This window comes from Streptomyces sp. NPDC020489, from assembly GCF_044386545.1.
Taxonomy (GTDB): Bacteria; Actinomycetota; Actinomycetes; order Streptomycetales; family Streptomycetaceae; genus Streptomyces.
Genome location: NZ_JBIRUZ010000001.1, coordinates 659,893 through 677,634 on the forward strand (window position 1 = coordinate 659,893; position 17,742 = coordinate 677,634).

The 17,742-nt window shown below is 72.3% G+C and carries 14 protein-coding genes; 10 read left to right on the forward strand and 4 right to left on the reverse strand.

Annotated features, from left to right (window positions below):
• The first annotated feature begins 13 nt into the window (after positions 1-13).
• From ACH41F_RS02960 to ACH41F_RS02970, 3 genes are all read left to right on the forward strand, one after another.
• Positions 14-583 (forward strand): SAV_6107 family HEPN domain-containing protein, encoded by a 570-nt coding sequence (locus tag ACH41F_RS02960; protein WP_398832451.1) that lies wholly within the window; start codon positions 14-16, stop codon positions 581-583.
• Between the two features lie 275 nt (positions 584-858).
• On the forward strand, positions 859-1,629 hold the full coding sequence (locus ACH41F_RS02965) for a methyltransferase (RefSeq protein ID WP_391229964.1): 771 nt from the start codon (positions 859-861) through the stop codon (positions 1,627-1,629).
• Positions 1,630-1,905: 276 nt separating this feature from the next.
• On the forward strand, positions 1,906-2,301 hold the full coding sequence (locus ACH41F_RS02970; protein ID WP_391229967.1) for a DUF3040 domain-containing protein: 396 nt from the start codon (positions 1,906-1,908) through the stop codon (positions 2,299-2,301).
• 340 nt (positions 2,302-2,641) lie between these two features.
• Here the strand turns inward: ACH41F_RS02970 and ACH41F_RS02975 are convergent, their stop codons facing one another.
• The 4 genes from ACH41F_RS02975 to ACH41F_RS02990 all read right to left on the reverse strand — a co-directional run bounded on the left by ACH41F_RS02975 (position 2,642) and on the right by ACH41F_RS02990 (position 8,273).
• Positions 2,642-5,026, reverse strand: a complete 2,385-nt coding sequence (locus ACH41F_RS02975) for a DUF3488 and DUF4129 domain-containing transglutaminase family protein (RefSeq protein ID WP_398832455.1) — start codon at positions 5,024-5,026, stop codon at positions 2,642-2,644.
• On the reverse strand, positions 5,023-6,399 hold the full coding sequence (locus ACH41F_RS02980) for a DUF58 domain-containing protein (protein ID WP_398832458.1): 1,377 nt from the start codon (positions 6,397-6,399) through the stop codon (positions 5,023-5,025). The genes ACH41F_RS02975 and ACH41F_RS02980 overlap by 4 nt, the downstream gene beginning before the upstream one ends.
• Entirely contained in the window at positions 6,399-7,427 is a 1,029-nt protein-coding gene (locus ACH41F_RS02985; RefSeq protein ID WP_398832460.1) for an AAA family ATPase, read from the reverse strand. The genes ACH41F_RS02980 and ACH41F_RS02985 overlap by 1 nt, the downstream gene beginning before the upstream one ends.
• Positions 7,428-7,664: 237 nt before the next feature.
• Entirely contained in the window at positions 7,665-8,273 is a 609-nt protein-coding gene (locus ACH41F_RS02990; protein ID WP_391229976.1) for a carbonic anhydrase, read from the reverse strand.
• A 378-nt stretch (positions 8,274-8,651) separates the two neighbouring features.
• Here ACH41F_RS02990 and rsmH point away from each other — a divergent pair, with 378 nt between their 5' ends.
• The 7 genes from rsmH (at position 8,652) to murD (ending at position 17,736) form a co-directional block, all read left to right on the forward strand.
• Positions 8,652-9,608, forward strand: coding sequence for a 16S rRNA (cytosine(1402)-N(4))-methyltransferase RsmH (gene rsmH, locus ACH41F_RS02995; protein ID WP_391229978.1), 957 nt, complete (start codon positions 8,652-8,654; stop codon positions 9,606-9,608).
• Positions 9,609-9,668: 60 nt separating this feature from the next.
• Entirely contained in the window at positions 9,669-10,193 is a 525-nt protein-coding gene (locus ACH41F_RS03000; protein WP_398832463.1) for a septum formation initiator family protein, read from the forward strand.
• 5 nt (positions 10,194-10,198) lie between these two features.
• A complete protein-coding gene (locus tag ACH41F_RS03005) occupies positions 10,199-12,151 on the forward strand; it encodes a peptidoglycan D,D-transpeptidase FtsI family protein (protein ID WP_398832465.1) in 1,953 nt (650 codons plus the stop codon).
• A gap of 174 nt (positions 12,152-12,325) precedes the next feature.
• On the forward strand, positions 12,326-13,846 hold the full coding sequence (locus tag ACH41F_RS03010) for a UDP-N-acetylmuramoyl-L-alanyl-D-glutamate--2,6-diaminopimelate ligase (RefSeq protein WP_391229985.1): 1,521 nt from the start codon (positions 12,326-12,328) through the stop codon (positions 13,844-13,846).
• A gap of 4 nt (positions 13,847-13,850) precedes the next feature.
• Positions 13,851-15,251: a UDP-N-acetylmuramoyl-tripeptide--D-alanyl-D-alanine ligase gene (gene murF, locus ACH41F_RS03015; RefSeq protein ID WP_391229987.1), complete on the forward strand. Its 1,401-nt coding sequence runs from the start codon at positions 13,851-13,853 to the stop codon at positions 15,249-15,251.
• Positions 15,248-16,321, forward strand: coding sequence for a phospho-N-acetylmuramoyl-pentapeptide-transferase (mraY, locus tag ACH41F_RS03020; protein WP_391229989.1), 1,074 nt, complete (start codon positions 15,248-15,250; stop codon positions 16,319-16,321). Before murF ends, mraY begins: the two co-directional genes overlap by 4 nt.
• Positions 16,303-17,736: a UDP-N-acetylmuramoyl-L-alanine--D-glutamate ligase gene (gene murD / locus ACH41F_RS03025; protein ID WP_391229992.1), complete on the forward strand. Its 1,434-nt coding sequence runs from the start codon at positions 16,303-16,305 to the stop codon at positions 17,734-17,736. Before mraY ends, murD begins: the two co-directional genes overlap by 19 nt.
• The last annotated feature ends 6 nt before the right edge of the window (positions 17,737-17,742 follow it).

A 17,742-nucleotide genomic window follows, 5' to 3' on the forward strand; every position in this document is an offset into this window, starting at 1 on the left:
CAGGAGGTTCGTCATGGCCAGCTATCACGCAGCAGCCGCCCGCCGGCGCCGTGCCACCGGCCCTGCCCCCTCACTGACCGGCCCGGCGAGCGACGTCCACCCCGTGCTCCGCCGGACCACGGCCCCGCCCGCCGCCCTCGACCTGCTCGCCCAGGCCCGTGCCGGACTCGACGAGGCCGCCGTCCTGGAGACCCCCAACGAGCGGTACGCCACGGCGCACCTCGCCGCCCTGCGCACCGCCGCCGCCGTGCTCGCCGCGCGCGGACGCCCCGAACCCACGCCGCGACGCCGGGCCAAGATACGGAGCGCCTGGGAAGTGCTCCCCGAGATAGCGCCCGAGCTCGCCGAGTGGAGCGCCCTGTTCGCCGCCGGCGCCAGGCGTCGCGCCCGCGCCGAGGCCGGCATCCAGGGCGCGGCCAGCCGCCGGGACGCCGACGACCTCATACGCGACGTGGCGATGTTCCTTCGCCTCGTCGAGCGGATGCTGGTCCTCCAGCCGGTGCTGCCCCAGCCCCGCCCGGACGCGGACCATCCGGGACCCGACGACCACACCAGGGGGCGGGACATGCCGGACGCGGGGTGAGCGGCGGCCGGGGCGAGCACCACCGGGGGAGCGGCCGCACACCGGGGACGGACGGCTCACGGGCCGGGCGCCGCCGACAGCCGGCTCCGGTGCGTACGGCGAGGTCCGCGGTGTGAGACGCCGGCCGGAGCCGCCCCTCGCGGTGGCCGGACGGGGTGGCGGAGGCAATAGGGTGGAGGGCGCCTGAAGCCTTCTCCGTCCGCACTTCCGGCGGAGACGGCAGCCCGTTCGCCCCGCCGCGCAAGAGGCGGTGCCGCGCCGAGGAGTCAACTGCCGTGTCGGACCCGCTGCGACCCCGCGCCTCTCTCCGTACCGCCGTGGTCTGGGAGGTCCTCCAGGACGCTCTCGACCGACGGGTCAAAGCCACGGGCCGCGACGCGCTGGACGTCCTCGACACCGGAGGCGGCAGCGGCAACTTCGCCGTGCCCGTCGCCCGCCTCGGTCACCGGGTCACCGTCGTCGACCCCAGCCCCAACGCGCTCTTCGCCCTGGAGCGCCGCGCCGCCGAGGCCGGTGTCGCCGACCGCGTGCGGGGCGTGCAGGGCGACGCCCACGGCCTCTTCGACGTGGTCGAGCGCGGGGCCTACGACGCGGTGCTGTGCCACGGCGTGCTGGAGTACGTGGACGACCCCGCCGAGGGCATGCGCAACGTGGTGGCCGCCCTGCGCGCCGAGGGTGTCCTCAGCCTGCTCGCCGCGGGCCTCGGCGGTGCCGTGCTCGCCCGCGCCCTCGCCGGCCACTTCAAGGAGGCTCGACAGGCCCTCGAGGACCCGAACGGCCGCTGGGGCACCGGCGACCCCGTGCCGCGGCGGTTCACCGCCGAGCAGCTCACCGAGCTGGTCGAGGGCGCGGGCCTCGCGGTCGGTGCCGTGCACGGGGTGCGGGTCTTCGCCGACCTGGTCCCCGGCGTGCTGGTCGACACCGAGCCCGGAGCCCTGGAGGCCCTGCTCAAGCTGGAGGAGGCGGCGGCCGAACTCACCGCCTTCCACTCCGTGGCCACGCAGCTCCATGTGCTCGGTGAGACACGGGGGACCAGCGAGGGCTGAGCCGGCTCTCCTCGGGCGGCGCTGATCAGGGACTTGCGTGCGCATGGAGTACGCCACAGGCCCCCCGATCGGGCGTCCAGAGCCGTATGATCGAGGGAGACCGTCCGGCATGACGTGTCGGCCGCTGGGGAATGCAGGTTCTAGCGGCCGGGATGTCCATGGCGGAACCTGGTTGGCCAATTGGCGTAGAGGGGCGGGTTTCACGGGGGCGATTCCCTGCCTATCCTGAAGGGACCCCCCGGGTCGCCCCGGCGACTGCACGATGAGGAGGACTCCGTGCCGCTCTCGGAGCACGAGCAGCGCATGCTCGAGCAGATGGAGCGAGCGCTGTACGCCGAAGATCCCAAGTTCGCGACAGCGCTTGAGGGAAGCGGGCTGCGCACGTACACCCGGCGACGGGTCTACCAGGCGGTCGCGGGCTTCCTCGTCGGTATCGCGCTCCTCATGGCAGGAATGGTCGCCAAGCAGGTCTGGCTCAGCGTGATGGGCTTCCTCGTCATGCTGGGCTGTGCGGTCCTCGCCGTGACCGGCTGGCGCAAGGCCCCCAAGCCGGGCGAGCAGCCCATTGCCGGGGCCCCGCAGGCCCACCGTCCGGCCCGGCAGAAGCGCTCCATGATGGACCGCATCGAGCAACGCTGGCAGAAGCGCCGCGACGAGCAGGGCGGCCACTAGCCGGACCAGCAGCTGAGCGTGAGGGGGTGACCGCCCGCAGGCGGTCACCCCCTCACGCACGCCCGCTGGACGGCACGGGTCACCCGGTGCGTGAGCAATCGCCCGAGAGGCAGTCGCCTGGCCGACGAGTGGCAACGGGTGGCGACGAGTGCCGGCGGGTGGCGACGGGTGCCGGCGGGTGCCGGCGGGTGCGACGGGTGCGACGAGTCCCGACGGGTGCCGGCGGGTGCGGCGCGTGCCGATGAGTGCCGATGAGTCAGGCCCCGAACCGTTCACCCGGTTCGGGGCCTCACCCTTTGCTCCGATCGAGGGCACCGCCCTCCTCGCCCGCCCCAGGGGCTCAGCCCTCCTGGCCCGACGGCTTGCGCAGCGTCGGCCTGGCCGCCGCCGCGCGGGCCGTCACCCGGGCCCACCACTGCGAGACGGCCCACACCACTCGTACGGCGGAACGCGGAGCGAGGAGCGCCCGCAGCCGCGTACGCCGCGGCACCGGGGCGGCCAGTCCGGCGACCGCCCTGCGGACGTCCTCCCCGAGCCCGGCCGTCAGGCGGGGCCGCGGTGCGTAGAGGACCTGCTCCACGGCGTCCGCCACCCGGTGCACCGCGGTCGCGGCCTCCGGGTCAAGATGCCCGAGTCTGACGATCCTGGCCGCCGCCTTGCGCGGGGTCTGCGACTCGTCCGGCGGAATGCCGAAGTCCCACGCCGTGTCGGTCAGTTCCAGCCAGACCGCCAGGGTGTGCGGCACCACGTCCGCCTCACCGCGCCCGTGCGCCCCCAGCCGTACCGCCCGGACGCGCCGGCGCCACATCATCGGCGCCAGCGGGATCGCCAGGGCGGCGAGACCGCCGAGCGCCCAGGCCAGGGCGACGTACCACTTCGGGCCGTCGTCGTCCGTGGGCGCCGCGATCGCCGCGGACTCGCTCGGACAGGCCTCCAGCTTCTTCTGCTCCGCCGTGCAGCTCTCGCTCGCCGAGGGGGCGGTGGAGGGCGCGACGCTCGCCGACCGCGAGGGCAGGCCCGGGTCGGGCAGGCTGTTGCTCGGGCTGTCCGTCTGGGTGTACTCCGGCTGGGTGCCCCGCGTCGGCGTCGGCTCGAAACGGGTCCAGCCCACGCCCTCGAAGTACAGCTCCGGCCAGGCGTGGGCGTCCCGCAGCCCCACCGACACGGTGCCGTCGACCTGCGGGGTGCCCGGCGCGAAGCCGACCGCGACGCGGGCCGGGATGCCCAGCGTGCGGGCCATCGCCGCCATGGCGAAGGAGAAGTGGACGCAGAAGCCCTGCTTGTCCTTCAGGAACCGGGCGATCGCCTCGGTGCCGGAGCCCACCTGCACCTGGGTGTCGTACTGGAAGCCGCCGGTCAGTGAGAAGTACTCCTGGAGCTTGACCGCCTGCTCGTAGTGATTCGCCGAGTCCTGGGTGACCGCACGGGCCGTCCGGGCCACGACCGCCGGCAGCGAGTCGGGCACCTTGGTGTACTCGCGCCGCAGACCCGCCGGCGGTGCCGTGGCCGCCGCCAGCTGCTCCGCCGTCGGCTGCACCACGAGGCTCTTGACCTCGTACGCCACCCCGCCCGTGTTCTGGCCGTGGTCGCCGACGAGGGTCATGCCCTCCGGCTCGTACCGCCAGTTGCCCTCGACCTCCACGCCGCTGGGCGGGTACGGCATCGGCAGAAAGTCCTGCCGGTAGTCCTCGGCGGCCACGACCCGGGTCGTGATCTCGGCGCGCCGGATGTCGGCGCCGAGCCCGACCGGGGTGGGGAACTCGTCCGGCACCTTCTCGATGTTGCGCTTGGACGGCTTCCAGGTGCGGCCGTCGAAGTCGTCCAGCGACACGATCCGCACGTACAGGCTGCCCTGGTCCTCGGGCTCGGTGCGCAGGGTCAGGACCTGGCGGTCCTCGTCCACGTTGAGGTTGTCGCGCAGGGAGACCAGCGGGTTCACCGCGGCGATCGTGCCGCCGCTCCCGCTGCCGCCGCCCACACCCGTGCCGGTGCCGTCCAGGAGGCCGCCGTCCATCGACGGCAGCGCGACCGGCACCACCAGGGCGAGGCCCAGCGCGACCGCGCCGATGCGCCGCCCGGTGCGGACCGGGGCCACCACGCCGGACTCCCCGCCGGGGGTGCGCGGCGCCCCGCCGAAGACCCGCCCCCACTGGGAGAGCCGGTCGCGTCCCTCGGCCAGCAGCAGCATCAGATAACCGGCCGCCGCGACCAGGAACCACAGCCAGTCGGCGCCGCCGTCGGACAGCCCCGCGGCCACGGAGTACAGCGCGAGCAGCGGCAGCCCGGCGGGCGCCGCGCCGCGGAAGGTCACCGCGAGGGTGTCCACCGCGAGCCCGATGACCAGCACCCCGCCGATGATCATCAGCCGGATGCCGGCGGAGTCCAGCGGCGCCGGGATCGCGTACCGTGCGATGTCGTCGCCGCCCTGCCGGAGCAGATCGGCGAAGCGCTGGAAGGCCTCGGGGGTCGGGATCACGCCTGCCAGGGCCTGCTGCCGGGCGAAGACCACGGTCAGCAGCATCAGGGTGACCAGGGCCTGCGCGGCGACCGTCAGCGGCCGGGCCAGCGGCACCCGCCGGGTCGCCGCGCCCACTAGCGACTGGATGCCGAGCAGGAAGGCCGCCTGGAGGATCCACGAGGCCGGTTCCACCAGGGGCAGCAGGGCGCAGGACGTCATCAGGGTGGCCGCCCAGGCGCACAGTGCCAGTCGTGCCCGCCCGCTCATGCGCGTGCCCCCTCGGCTCCCGGCCCGTTCGGCGCTCCGAAGCCGGTGCGCTCACGGTCCGCCTGGCGCCACAGCTCGGTCAAGGAGGCGCCGCGTGGCACGCGCAGCGCCGTCCAGCCCGCCTCGCGCAGCATCCGCAACCGCTCCTCGCTCCTGTCCAACGGCCGGGCCACATCGGTGGGTTCCCGCACCCAGCTCTGGCTGTCCAGCAGGAAGGCGACCGCGCCTCCGCTGCGCTGGCGCATCTTGGCGGCCACCGCGGCCTGCTCCTCGTCGAGGTCGCCGAAGAAGGCCACCAGCAGCCCTTCGTTGCCCCCGCGCAGCACGTCGTAGGCCCGGGACAGGCCGGTGCCGTCGGAGTGGTCGACGACCGCGAGGGTGTCCATCATCAGCCCGGCTGCGTCCGCCGACTCCTGGTTGGCGCCCGCGAACCCGTCCGCCCCCTCGCCGGGCACGGAACTGCCGGTGTCCGTCAACAGCCGTACCGAAAAGCCCCGTTCGAGCATGTGCACCAGCGCCGACGCGGTGCCCGACACGGCCCACTCGAAGGCGGAGTCGGGGCCCGCGCCGCGGAAGGCGAGGCCCCGGGTGTCGAGCAGCACGGTGCAGCGGGCGCGCTGCGGCTGCTCCTCGCGGCGCACCATCAGCTCGCCGTAGCGCGCGGTGGAGCGCCAGTGCACCCGGCGCAGGTCGTCGCCGTAGCGGTACCCGCGCGGGATCACGTCGTCCTCGCCGGCCAGCGCCAGCGAGCGGTGCCGCCCGTCGCCGTACCCCTTGGCCTCGCCGCTGAACCGCACCGGTGGCAGCGGCTCCACGCGCGGGATCACCGTCAGGGTGTCGAACGACGAGAAGGACCGGGTCAGTTCGCACATGCCGAACGGGTCGGTCAGGCGCAGCTGGAGCGGGCCCAGCGGGTAGCGGCCGCGCAGGTCGGAGCGGACGCGGTAGGACACCTCGCGGCGGCCGCCCGCCTCCACCCGGTCCAGCACGAAGCGCGGGCGCGGGCCGAGGACGTAGGGCACCCGGTCCTGGAGCATCAGCAGGCCGGTGGGCAGCCGCGAGACGTTGTCCATGCGCAGGTGGACCCGGGCCTCGCTGCCGGCGGGCACGCGCGCGGGGGAGAGCCGACGGCTGCCGGCCACCCGGTAACGGGTGCGGTAGAGCACGGTCGCGCACACCAGCGGCAGCAGCGCCAGCAGCAGTCCGACCCGGAGCAGATCGCTCTGCCCCAGGACGTAGGCGCAGACCGCGGCGGCGATCCCGGCGGCCAGGAAGGAGCGGCCGCGGGTGGTCAGCCCGGCGAGCGCCGTGCGTATCCCGCCCTTGTCGCCCCGGTCGGGCTCCCCGTGGCCCGGCCCCGCGGCGGTGGTCATCACAGCCTCCGCGGCGGCTGCTGACCGAACGCCTGCGTGCCGTGCCCGAGACCGATGCCGCTCTGCTGCTGGGGCACCGGGGTGCGCTGGAGGATCTCCTGCACCACCTGCTCGGCGGTGCGCCGGTTGAGCTGGGCCTGGGCGGTGGGCAGCAGGCGGTGGGCCAGGACGGCGACGGCGAGTGCCTGGATGTCGTCCGGCAGCGCGTACTCCCGGCCGCTGAGGGCGGCGGACGCCTTCGCCGCGCGCAGCAGATGCAGCGTCGCGCGCGGGGAGGCGCCGAGTCTGAGGTCGGGGTGGGTGCGCGTGGCGGCGACCAGGTCCACCGCGTAGCGCCGGACCGCGTCGGCGACGTGGACGCCGCGGACGGCGTCGACGAGCTTGACGATCTCGTGGGCGTGGGCCACCGGCTGGAGGTCGTCCAAGGGGTTCACCCCGCCGTGGATGTCGAGCATCTGCAACTCGGCCTCCGCGCTGGGGTAGCCGATGGAGACCCGGGCCATGAAGCGGTCGCGCTGGGCTTCGGGCAGCGGGTAGGTGCCCTCCATCTCGACCGGGTTCTGCGTGGCGACCACCATGAACGGGCTCGGCAGCTCGTAGGTCTGCCCGTCGATGGTGACCTGCCGCTCCTCCATGGACTCGAGGAGCGCGGACTGGGTCTTGGGCGAGGCCCGGTTGATCTCGTCCCCGATCACGATCTGCGCGAAGATCGCGCCCGGCTTGAACTCGAAGTCCCGGCGCTGCTGGTCCCAGATGGACACACCGGTGATGTCCGAGGGCAGCAGGTCGGGCGTGAACTGGATACGCCGCACCGAGCAGTCGATGGACCGCGCCAGTGCCTTCGCCAGCATGGTCTTGCCGACACCGGGGACGTCCTCGATCAGAAGATGTCCCTCGGCGAGCAGTACGGTCAGCGAAAGCCGTACGACCTCGGGCTTGCCCTCGATCACACCCTCCACCGAACTGCGGACACGCTCCACAGTGGCGGTCAGATCTGTGAGGCTCGCTCGATCGTCATAGGTCGTCACCCGGCCCTCCTCGGCCCGTTCTTTCCCGGGCCGACGCTCTGCGTTGCGGACCGGCCCACCCCGAATCACGGACACCGCACGGAAATGGTTCCGCGCGACGTCCATCCCCGCATTCTTGCTGCCGTTACCGATTCGTGTCACTCGCCTGTGGACAACTGACCGCGATATGTCGTCCTTGCGGCCTTTTCGGCGGCCCCGAACCGGAAATCAACAGCAGAACGACAGCTTCGGTGGCCCTCAGGCCGGGTCGACCTCGCGCAGCAGGCCCGTCTTCACGTCGAAGACGAAGCCGCGCACGTCGTCGGTGTGCAGCAGGAACGGGTTGGTGCGCACCCGCTGCATGGACTGCCGAACGTCCTGGTCGACGTCCCGGAAGGACTCCACCGCCCAGGCCGGGCGCTGGCCGACCTCCATCTCCAGGTCGGTGCGGAAGTCCTCGGTGATCTGCTCCAGACCGCAGCCGGTGTGGTGGATCAGGACGACGCTGCGGGTGCCGAGCTTGCGTTGGCTGATGGTGAGCGAGCGGATCACGTCGTCGGTGACCACGCCTCCCGCGTTGCGGATGGTGTGGCAGTCGCCCAGCTCCAGGCCGAGCGCCTCGTGCAGGTCGAGGCGGGCGTCCATGCAGGCCACGACGGCGACGCGCAGGACGGGACGGGCGTCCATGCCGGGGTCGGTGAACGAGGCGGCGTACCGTTCGTTGGCCTGGACGAGCCGGTCGGTGACCTCGCTGTCCGGTATGGCGTCCTCAGGCGTGGCGGCGGCGGATGCGGAAGTCGTCATAGGCACGACGGTACTGGTCACAGGGGTTCCGGTCCTGTCGTGAGAGCGGAAAAAGAGTGCCATCACGCCCGCCCTGTGAGGTAAGCCACAAGGGGGTGGCGGTGCGTCCGAGCGGGTGATTTCGCCGGGCCGGGCGCTTCGTGCCGGAGCCGGGCCGCGCCGCGCAGGCCGGTTGATTGACCGCGAGACACCGTGGACTAAAGTGACGCGAAGCGGGAGGCGAGGTCTCCCTGCTGGACTGAATTCCCACGGAGACACCGGCCGAGCAGCCGGATCTCCCCACGTGCGCGGCGCGCACGTACGGCTCGGCCTCCTCCCGCTCCCGGCCGGCTGACGCTCCCGGCGCCGGCGGGCCTCCCCTTCACCGGGGGTTTCCCCGGTTGTCCGGGGGAAGGCGGGGACCCGGCGGTGCGTACGGCCCGCCGGATCTGAGAGGGCCCCTTGAGCAACAGTCGACACGTCCCGGTGATGCTCCAGCGGTGCCTGGACATGTTGGCCCCCGCCCTCCAGGCCCCCGGTGCCGTCGTCGTCGACTGCACCCTCGGGCTCGGCGGCCACAGCGAGGCCCTGCTCCAGCGGTTCCCCGAGGCACGGCTCGTCGCCCTCGACCGCGACAAGGAGGCCCTGCGCCTGTCCGGGGAGCGCCTCGCGCCCTACGGCGAGCGCGCCACCCTCGTCCACGCGGTCTACGACGAGCTTCCCGAGGTCCTCGACCGACTCGGTCTCCCGCGCGTGCAGGGCGTCCTGTTCGACCTCGGCGTCTCCTCCATGCAGCTCGACGAGGCCGACCGCGGTTTCGCCTACGCCCAGGACGCCCCGCTCGACATGCGCATGGACCAGACGACCGGCGTCAGCGCCGCCGAGGTCCTCAACACCTACCCGCCCGGTGAACTCGTCCGGATCCTGCGCGCCTACGGCGAGGAGAAGCAGGCCAAGCGGATCGTCTCCGCGATCGTGCGCGAACGCGACAAGGAGCCGTTCTCCCACAGCGCGCGGCTCGTCGAGCTGATCCGCGACTCCCTGCCGCAGGCCGCCAAGCGCACCGGCGGCAACCCCGCCAAGCGCACCTTCCAGGCGCTGCGCATCGAGGTCAACGGGGAACTCGCCGTCCTGGAACGGGCGATCCCGGCCGCCGTGGCAGCGCTCGCGGTGGGCGGGCGGATCGCCGTCCTGTCGTACCACTCGCTCGAGGACCGTCTGGTCAAGCAGGTGTTCGCGGCCGGTGCCGCCACCACCGCGCCCCCCGGACTGCCGGTCGTCCCCGAGCAGTACCAGCCGAGGCTCAAGCTGCTCACGCGCGGTGCCGAACTTCCCACGGAGGAAGAGGTCGCCGAGAACCGGCGGGCGGCGCCCGCGCGGTTGCGTGGCGCCGAGCGCATCAGGGAGTCCCTGGAATGAGGGGAACGAGGGGAATGGGGAGCGTGAGCGAGTTGGGAAACCGGACTCACCGGAGGCGGAGTGAGTAGGAAACCCGAACTGAAAGGGCGGGCCGCCCGTCTCGCGCGGCTCTTCCCGACGGCGGGCGGTGGCGGACAGGCGGCCCGCACCCCGTTCGTCCTGCTCGTCGTCCTCCTCCTCGGCGGGGGCCTCATCGGGCTCCTGGTGCTGAACTCCGCGCTCTCCGAAGGGTCGTTCAAGCTCGACGACCTCGAGAGGGAGACGAAGAGCCTCACCGACCAGGAGCAGGCCCTGCAACGGGACATCGACTCCTACTCCGCCCCGGACGCCCTCCAGCGGCGCGCCCGCGAGCTCGGCATGGTCCCCGGCGGCGACCCCGCCTTCCTCGACCCCGACGGCACGGTCAAGGGCGTCCCGGGAGCGGCGACCCAGCAGGCCTATACGCAGGTCGTACCGCCACCCGAGGCGGTGGTGCCGCTGACGGCGACCTCGGTGCCACCGACCCCCACCCCCGGCCCGGCGGTCACCCCCACGCCGAGCCCCGCCCCCACCGCGTCCTCCGCGACCCCGACCCCCGGCAGGTGACGGAAGTGTCCGACAGGGAACCGCCGCGCCGCCGCGTACCCGGACCCGCCAGGCCCGCCTCCGACGCCCGGCGGCGGCCCCGGCCCGGACCCGGCGCCCGCCCGCCCCGCCGCCCCGCCGCGCCCCGGTCCACCGGCCCGCGCGTCATCCGGCTCGGCAGCCCCCGGCCCCGGCTGCGCATGGTCAGCCTCGCCCTGACCCTCGTCCTGCTCGTCTTCGCCGTACGGCTGCTCCAGGTGCAGGCCGTCGACGCGAGCACCTACGCCGCCAAGGCCGAGCAGAACCGGTACGTCGGCTACACCCTGGCCGCCGAGCGCGGCCAGATCACCGACCGCGCCGGAGTGGCCCTGGCGACCAGCGTGGACGCGTACGACATCACCGCCGACCCCACGCTCTTCGGCAAGCAGCAGCTGAAGGTCGCCGACGGTCCCGAGCAGGCGGCCGCCCTCCTCGCCCCGATCCTCGGCAAGGACCAGGCCGAGCTGACCGCGAAGCTGCGCGCCAAGGGGCAGTACGTCAAGCTCGCAGGGCGGCAGACGCCGCAGGTCTGGCAGCAGATCAAGGACCTCAAGAGCGCGCTGGCCACGAAGGCCGGGGAGGACCACACCACCGTCAACGTCCTCGCCGGGGTCTTCGCCGTCGCCACCAGCAAGCGTGTGTACCCCAACGGTGACCTCGCCGCCGGGATACTGGGCTGGGTCAACGCCGACGGCAAGGGCGGCGGCGGCGTCGAGCAGAAGCTGAACACCCTGTTGTCGGGCAAGGACGGCAAGATCCGCTACGCCCAGTCCGGCGGTCGGCAGGTCCCCACCGCCGGCTCCACCGAGACGCCCGCGGTGCCGGGCAGCGACGTCGAGCTCACCATCGACCGCGACATCCAGTGGGCCGCGCAGGACGCCATCAGCGAGCAGGTGCGCAAGTCCGAGGCGGACCGCGGGTACGTGATAGTGCAGGACACCCGGACCGGGGAGATCCTCGCGATGGCCAACTCGCCAGGCTTCGACCCGGGCGACCTCTCCCAGGCCGACCCGAACACCCTGCACAACTGGGCCCTGGAGGACGCCTACGAGCCCGGCTCCACCGCCAAGGTCATGTCGATGGCCGCCGTGCTGGAGGAGAAGGTCGCGACGCCGCTGACGCAGGTCGTCGTGCCCAACCGGCTGCACCGCGGCGACCGGCTCTTCAAGGACGACATCGACCACGAGACCTGGTACCTCACGCTCAACGGCGTGCTCGCCAAGTCCAGCAACATCGGCACCATCCTGGCGACCGGTCAGCTGGGCCGCACACAGGCGCAGGTCAACCGGACCCTGTACTCCTACCTGCGCAAGTTCGGCCTCGGCAGCTACAGCGGCCTGGGCTTCCCCGGCGAGACCAAGGGCATCCTCGCGGCACCGCAGGACTGGTCGACCTCGCAGCAGTACACGATCCCTTTCGGCCAGGGCGTCTCGCTCAACGCGATGCAGGCCGCGTCCGTCTACTCCACGATCGCCAACGGCGGCGTACGCGTCGAACCCACGCTCGTACGCGGCACCAAGGGACCCGACGGACGCTTCACGCCCGCCGCGAAGCCCGAGAAGACCAGGGTGATCAGCGAGAAGACGGCGAAGACCCTCGCCCGGATGCTGGAGTCGGTGGTGGACGACCGGGACGGCACCGGCACCAGGGCGCGTATCCCCGGCTACCGGGTCGCGGGCAAGACGGGTACGGCCAACCGCGTGGATCCGGCCACTGGCAAGTACCACGGCTACACCTCCTCGTTCGCCGGATTCGCGCCCGCCGACAAGCCCCGGATCACCGTGTACTGCGCCATCCAGAACGCCACCAAGGGCAGTTACTTCGGCGGCCAGATCTGCGGCCCGGTCTACAAGCAGGTCATGGAGTTCGCCCTGAAGTCCCTCCAGGTCCCGCCGACCGGCGCCAAGCCCGCCAGCCTCCCCGTCACCTTCACCCCCTGACCCGCCCGCCTCAGCACGGAACCACCCAGGAACCAGCTCGTGACAACGATCACTCCCGACCCCGGGAACCAGGCCGCGCCCCTGCCCTCACTTCGCTCGGAAGCGGGTGCGCCCGGTACGCTCACCGCCGTGCCACACGCTGATCAGTCCCAAACCACCCAGAAGGGGCATCCCGTGACATACCCCGGGCCGCCCAGGCCGGTTCAGGTCTCCGCCGCACCCCTCGCGGAACTCGCCGACCAACTGGGTGTCGCACGGCCGGAGAACGACGCGCGGATCACGGGCATCACCCATGACTCCCGTGCCGTCCGCCCCGGCGACCTGTACGCCGCCCTCCCGGGCGCCCGGCTGCACGGCGCCGACTTCGTCACCCAGGCCACCGGCCTCGGCGCGGCCGCCGTGCTGACCGACCCGACCGGCGCCGACCGCGCCGCGGCGAGCGGGCTGCCCGTGCTGGTCGTCGACGACCCGCGCGCGCTGATGGGCGAACTCGCGGCCACCATCTACGGTCACCCGGGCCGCGATCTGCTCCAGATCGGCATCACCGGCACCTCCGGCAAGACCACCACCGCCTACCTGGTGGAAGGCGGTCTGAAGACGGTCCGCAGCACCGGACTCATCGGCACCGTGGAGATGCGCATCGGCGACGAGCGCATCAAGTCCGAGCGCACCACCCCCGAGGCCACCGACCTCCAGGCCCTGTTCGCGGTCATGCGCGAGCGCGGCGTCGAGGCGGTCGCGATGGAGGTCTCCAGCCACGCGCTGGTGCTCGGCCGCGTCGACGGCACCGTCTTCGACATCGCCGTGTTCAACAACCTGAGCCCGGAGCACATGGAGTTCCACTCCGGCATGGAGGACTACTTCCAGGCGAAGGCCCAGCTGTTCACGCCCCGACGCAGCAGACTCGGCATCGTCAACCTCGACGACGAGTACGGCCGCAGGCTGGTCAAGGAGGCCGGGGTCCCGATCGTCACCTTCTCCGCCGAGGGCCACCCCGACGCCGACTGGCGGGCCGAGGACGTCCGGGTCGGCCCGATGGACTCCACGTTCACCGTGATCGGCCCCAAGGGCGAGCGGATCTCCGCCAGGTCGCCGATCGCCGGACCCTTCAACGTGGCCAACACCCTGGCCGCCATCACCGCCCTCGCCCTCGCGGGCCTCGACCCGCAGACCGCCGCCGACGGCATCGCCGAGGTGCCGGGCGTGCCGGGGCGCCTGGAGCGGGTGGACGCCGGACAGCCGTATCTCGCGGTCGTGGACTACGCCCACAAGACCGACGCCGTCGAATCGGTCCTGCGCGCCCTGCGCAAGGTCACCGAGGGCAGGCTGCACATCGTGCTCGGCTGCGGGGGTGACCGGGACAGGACCAAGCGCGGGCCCATGGGAGCCGCCGCGGCCCGGCTCGCCGACACCGCCGTACTGACCTCCGACAACCCCCGCTCCGAGGATCCCCTCGCCATCCTCGCCACCATGCTCGAGGGTGCCGCGTCCGTACCGGCGCACGAGCGCGGTGAGGTCCAGGTCTTCGAGGACCGGGCCGCCGCGATCGCCGCCGCCGTCGCCCGCGCCCGGCCGGGGGACACCGTGCTGGTCGCCGGCAAGGGCCACGAGCAGGGCCAGGACATCGCCGGAGTGGTCCGTCCCTTCGACGACCGCCAGGTGCTTCGAGAAGCCATTCAGAAGACCCAGGGATGAACTTGTGATCGCCCTCTCTCTCGCCGAGATCGCCTCAGTCGTCGGCGGGCAGACGCACGACATACCGGATCCGTCCGTCCAGGTCACCGGACCCGTCGTCCGGGACTCCCGGGAGGCGGGGCCCGGCAGCCTCTTCGTCGCCTTCGTCGGCGAGCGCGTGGACGGCCACGACTTCGCCGCGCAGGTCGTCGGGGCGGGCGCGGTCGCCGTCCTGGCCTCGCGGCCCGTGGGCGTGCCCGCGATCGTCGTCGAGGACGTGCAGAGCGCGCTCGGCGCGCTCGCCCGCCACGTCGTGCAACGGCTCGGCGCGATCCTCGTGGCCCTCACCGGCTCCGCGGGCAAGACCAGCACCAAGGACCTGATCGCCCAGGTGCTCCAGCGCAAGGCGCCGACGGTGTGGACCCCGGGCTCGCTCAACAACGAGATCGGGCTGCCGCTGACCGCCCTCAGCGCCACCGACGAGACCAGGTTCCTGGTCCTGGAGATGGGCGCCCGCGGCATCGGCCACATCCGCTACCTCGCGGACCTGACGCCTCCGAGGATCGGCCTCGTCCTGAACGTCGGCAGCGCCCACATCGGCGAGTTCGGCGGCCGGGAGCAGATCGCGCAGGCCAAGGGCGAACTGGTGGAGTCCCTGCCCGAGGACGGCGCCGCGATCCTCAACGCCGACGATCCCCTCGTACGGGCCATGGCATCCCGTACGAAGGCGAAGGTGATCCTTTTCGGAGAGTCCGACGAAGCGGACGTACGCGCCGAGAACGTGCGACTCACGGACACCGGACAGCCCGCCTTCAGGCTTCGCACACCCTCCGGTGACAGCGACGTGACCATGCGCCTGTACGGTGAGCACCACGTGTCGAACGCGCTCGCCGCGGCCGCCGTCGCCCATGAGCTGGGCATGTCCGCAGCTGAGATCGCCACCGCGCTCTCCGAGGCGGGCTCCCTCTCCCGCTGGCGTATGGAGGTCACCGAGCGCCCGGACGGCGTGACGGTCGTCAACGACGCCTACAACGCGAACCCCGAGTCCATGCGAGCGGCTTTGCGCGCGCTCGTGGCCATGGGCAAGGGGCGGCGGACCTGGGCGGTGCTCGGCAAGATGGCCGAGCTCGGGGACGAGGCGCTCGCCGAGCACGACGCGGTCGGACGGCTCGCCGTCCGGCTCAACGTCAGCAAGCTCGTCGCGGTCGGGGGCAGGGAAGCGTCCTGGCTGCAACTGGGCGCATATAACGAGGGTTCGTGGGGTGAGGAGTCGGTGCACGTGTCCGACGCACAGTCGGCGGTCGACCTGTTGCGCAGCGAGCTGCGTCCGGGAGACGTCGTACTCGTGAAGGCGTCCCGTTCGGTCGGCCTGGAGAGTGTCGCCGCGGCGCTGCTCGGCGCCGAGGGTGAGGTTGCCGCCCGATGATGAAGCAGATCCTGTTCGCAGGAGTCATTGGTCTGTTCCTGACCCTGGTCGGCACCCCGCTGCTGATCAAACTGCTCGCGCGCAAGGGCTACGGTCAGTACATCCGCGACGACGGCCCGCGCGAGCACGCCAGCAAGCGCGGTACGCCGACCATGGGCGGTATCGCCTTCATCCTGGCGACGGTCGTCGCCTACTTCCTGTCCAAGGTCATCACCGGCTACCCCCCGACCTACTCGGGCCTGCTGGTGCTCGGCCTGATGGTCGGCATGGGCCTGGTCGGCTTCCTCGACGACTACATCAAGATCGTCAAGCGGCGGTCGCTCGGTCTGCGGGCCAAGGCCAAGATGGCCGGCCAGCTGATCGTCGGCATCAGCTTCGCGGTGCTCGCCCTGATGTTCCCGGACGCCCGCAACAACACCCCCGCCTCCGACCGGCTGTCGTTCATCACGGACTTCGGCTGGAAGATCGGCCCGGTGCTGTTCGTGATCTGGGCGCTGTTCATGATCCTCGCCATGTCCAACGGCGTGAACCTGACGGACGGTCTGGACGGCCTGGCCACCGGCGCCTCCGTGCTCGTCTTCGGCGCCTACACCTTCATCGGCGTCTGGCAGTTCCAGGAGTCCTGCGCCAACGCGGGCACCCTGACCAACCCGGGGGCCTGCTACGAGGTACGCGATCCCCTCGACCTGGCGGTCATCGCCTCGGCGCTGATGGGTGCCTGCCTCGGCTTCCTGTGGTGGAACACCTCGCCGGCCAAGATCTTCATGGGCGACACGGGTTCGCTCGCGCTCGGCGGCGTCCTCACCGGCCTGGCCATCCTCTCCCGCACGGAGCTGCTGGTGGCCATCATGGGCGGTCTGTTCGTCCTCATCACGATGTCCGTGGTCATCCAGGTCGGCTCCTTCAAGCTCACCGGCAAGCGCGTCTTCCGGATGGCGCCGCTCCAGCACCACTTCGAACTCAAGGGCTGGTCCGAGGTCCTCGTGGTGGTCCGCTTCTGGATCATCCAGGGCATCTGCGTGATCGTCGGCCTGGGCCTCTTCTACGCGGGATGGGCAGCGGAAAAGTGACCTCCTCGGAGTCTGCCGACTGGCAGGGCAAGCACGTCACCGTCGCCGGCCTCGGCGTCTCCGGCCTCCCGGCGGCCAAGGCGCTGCACGCGCGCGGAGCCGTCGTCACGGTCGTCAACGACGGCGACGACGCACGCGCGCGTGAGCAGGCCGCCGAACTCCAGGCGCTCGGCATCACGGTCCGCCTCGGCGACGGCGCGACCTTGCCCGAGGGGGCCGAACTCGTCGTCACCGCCCCCGGCTGGCAGCCCGACAAGCCACTGTTCACGGCGGCCCGCGAGGCCGGCGTCGACATCTGGGGGGACGTGGAGCTCGCCTGGCGGCTGCGCGGCCCCGACGCGGCCCCCTGGCTCGCCGTCACCGGCACCAACGGCAAGACGACCACCACCCAGATGCTGGCGTCGATCCTGACGGCCGCCGGACTGCGCACCGCCGCCGTCGGCAACATCGGCGTCTCCCTGCTGGACGCGGTGCTCGGCGAGGAGCGCTACGACGTCCTCGCCGTGGAGCTGTCCAGCTACCAGCTGCACTGGGCGCCCTCCCTGCGCGCCCACTCCGCCGCCGTGCTGAACCTCGCGCCGGACCACCTGGACTGGCACGGCTCCATGGAGGCGTACGCGCGCGACAAGGGCCGCGTCTACGAGGGCAATCGCGTGGCCTGCGTCTACAACGTGGCCGACAAGGCCACCGAGGACCTGGTGCGCGAGGCGGACGTGGAGGAGGGCTGCCGGGCCATCGGCTTCACCCTCGGCTCCCCGGGCCCCTCCCAACTCGGCGTCGTGGACGGCATCCTGGTCGACCGCGCCTTCGTCGAGAACCGGCAGAAGAACGCGCAGGAGCTCGCCGAGATCTCCGACGTCACCCCGCCGGCCCCGCACAACATCGCCAACGCCCTTGCCGCGGCGGCCCTCGCGCGCGCCTTCGGGGTGCCCGCCAGGGCCGTACGCGACGGTCTGCGGGCCTTCACGCCGGACGCGCACCGCATCGCGCACGTGGCCGACCTGGACGGCGTCTCCTACGTCGACGACTCCAAGGCCACCAACACCCATGCGGCGCAAGCCTCGTTGGCGGCGTACGAGTCGATCGTGTGGATCGCGGGCGGCCTCGCCAAGGGCGCCACCTTCGACGAGCTGGTCGCGCGGTCGGCACAGCGGCTGCGCGGTGCCGTGCTCATCGGCCGCGACCGCGAGCTGATCCGTGAAGCCCTCGCGCGACACGCCCCGGAAGTACCCGTCGTCGACCTCGACCGGACCGACACTGGGGCGATGCTCCAGGCGGTGACGGAGGCGAAGCGGCTGGCTCGGCCCGGCGACACGGTGCTGCTGGCCCCGGCCTGCGCCTCCATGGACATGTTCACCAACTACAACAAGCGCGGTGACGCGTTCGCGGAGGCGGTTCGCGAACTCGGCTCCTGACCGACG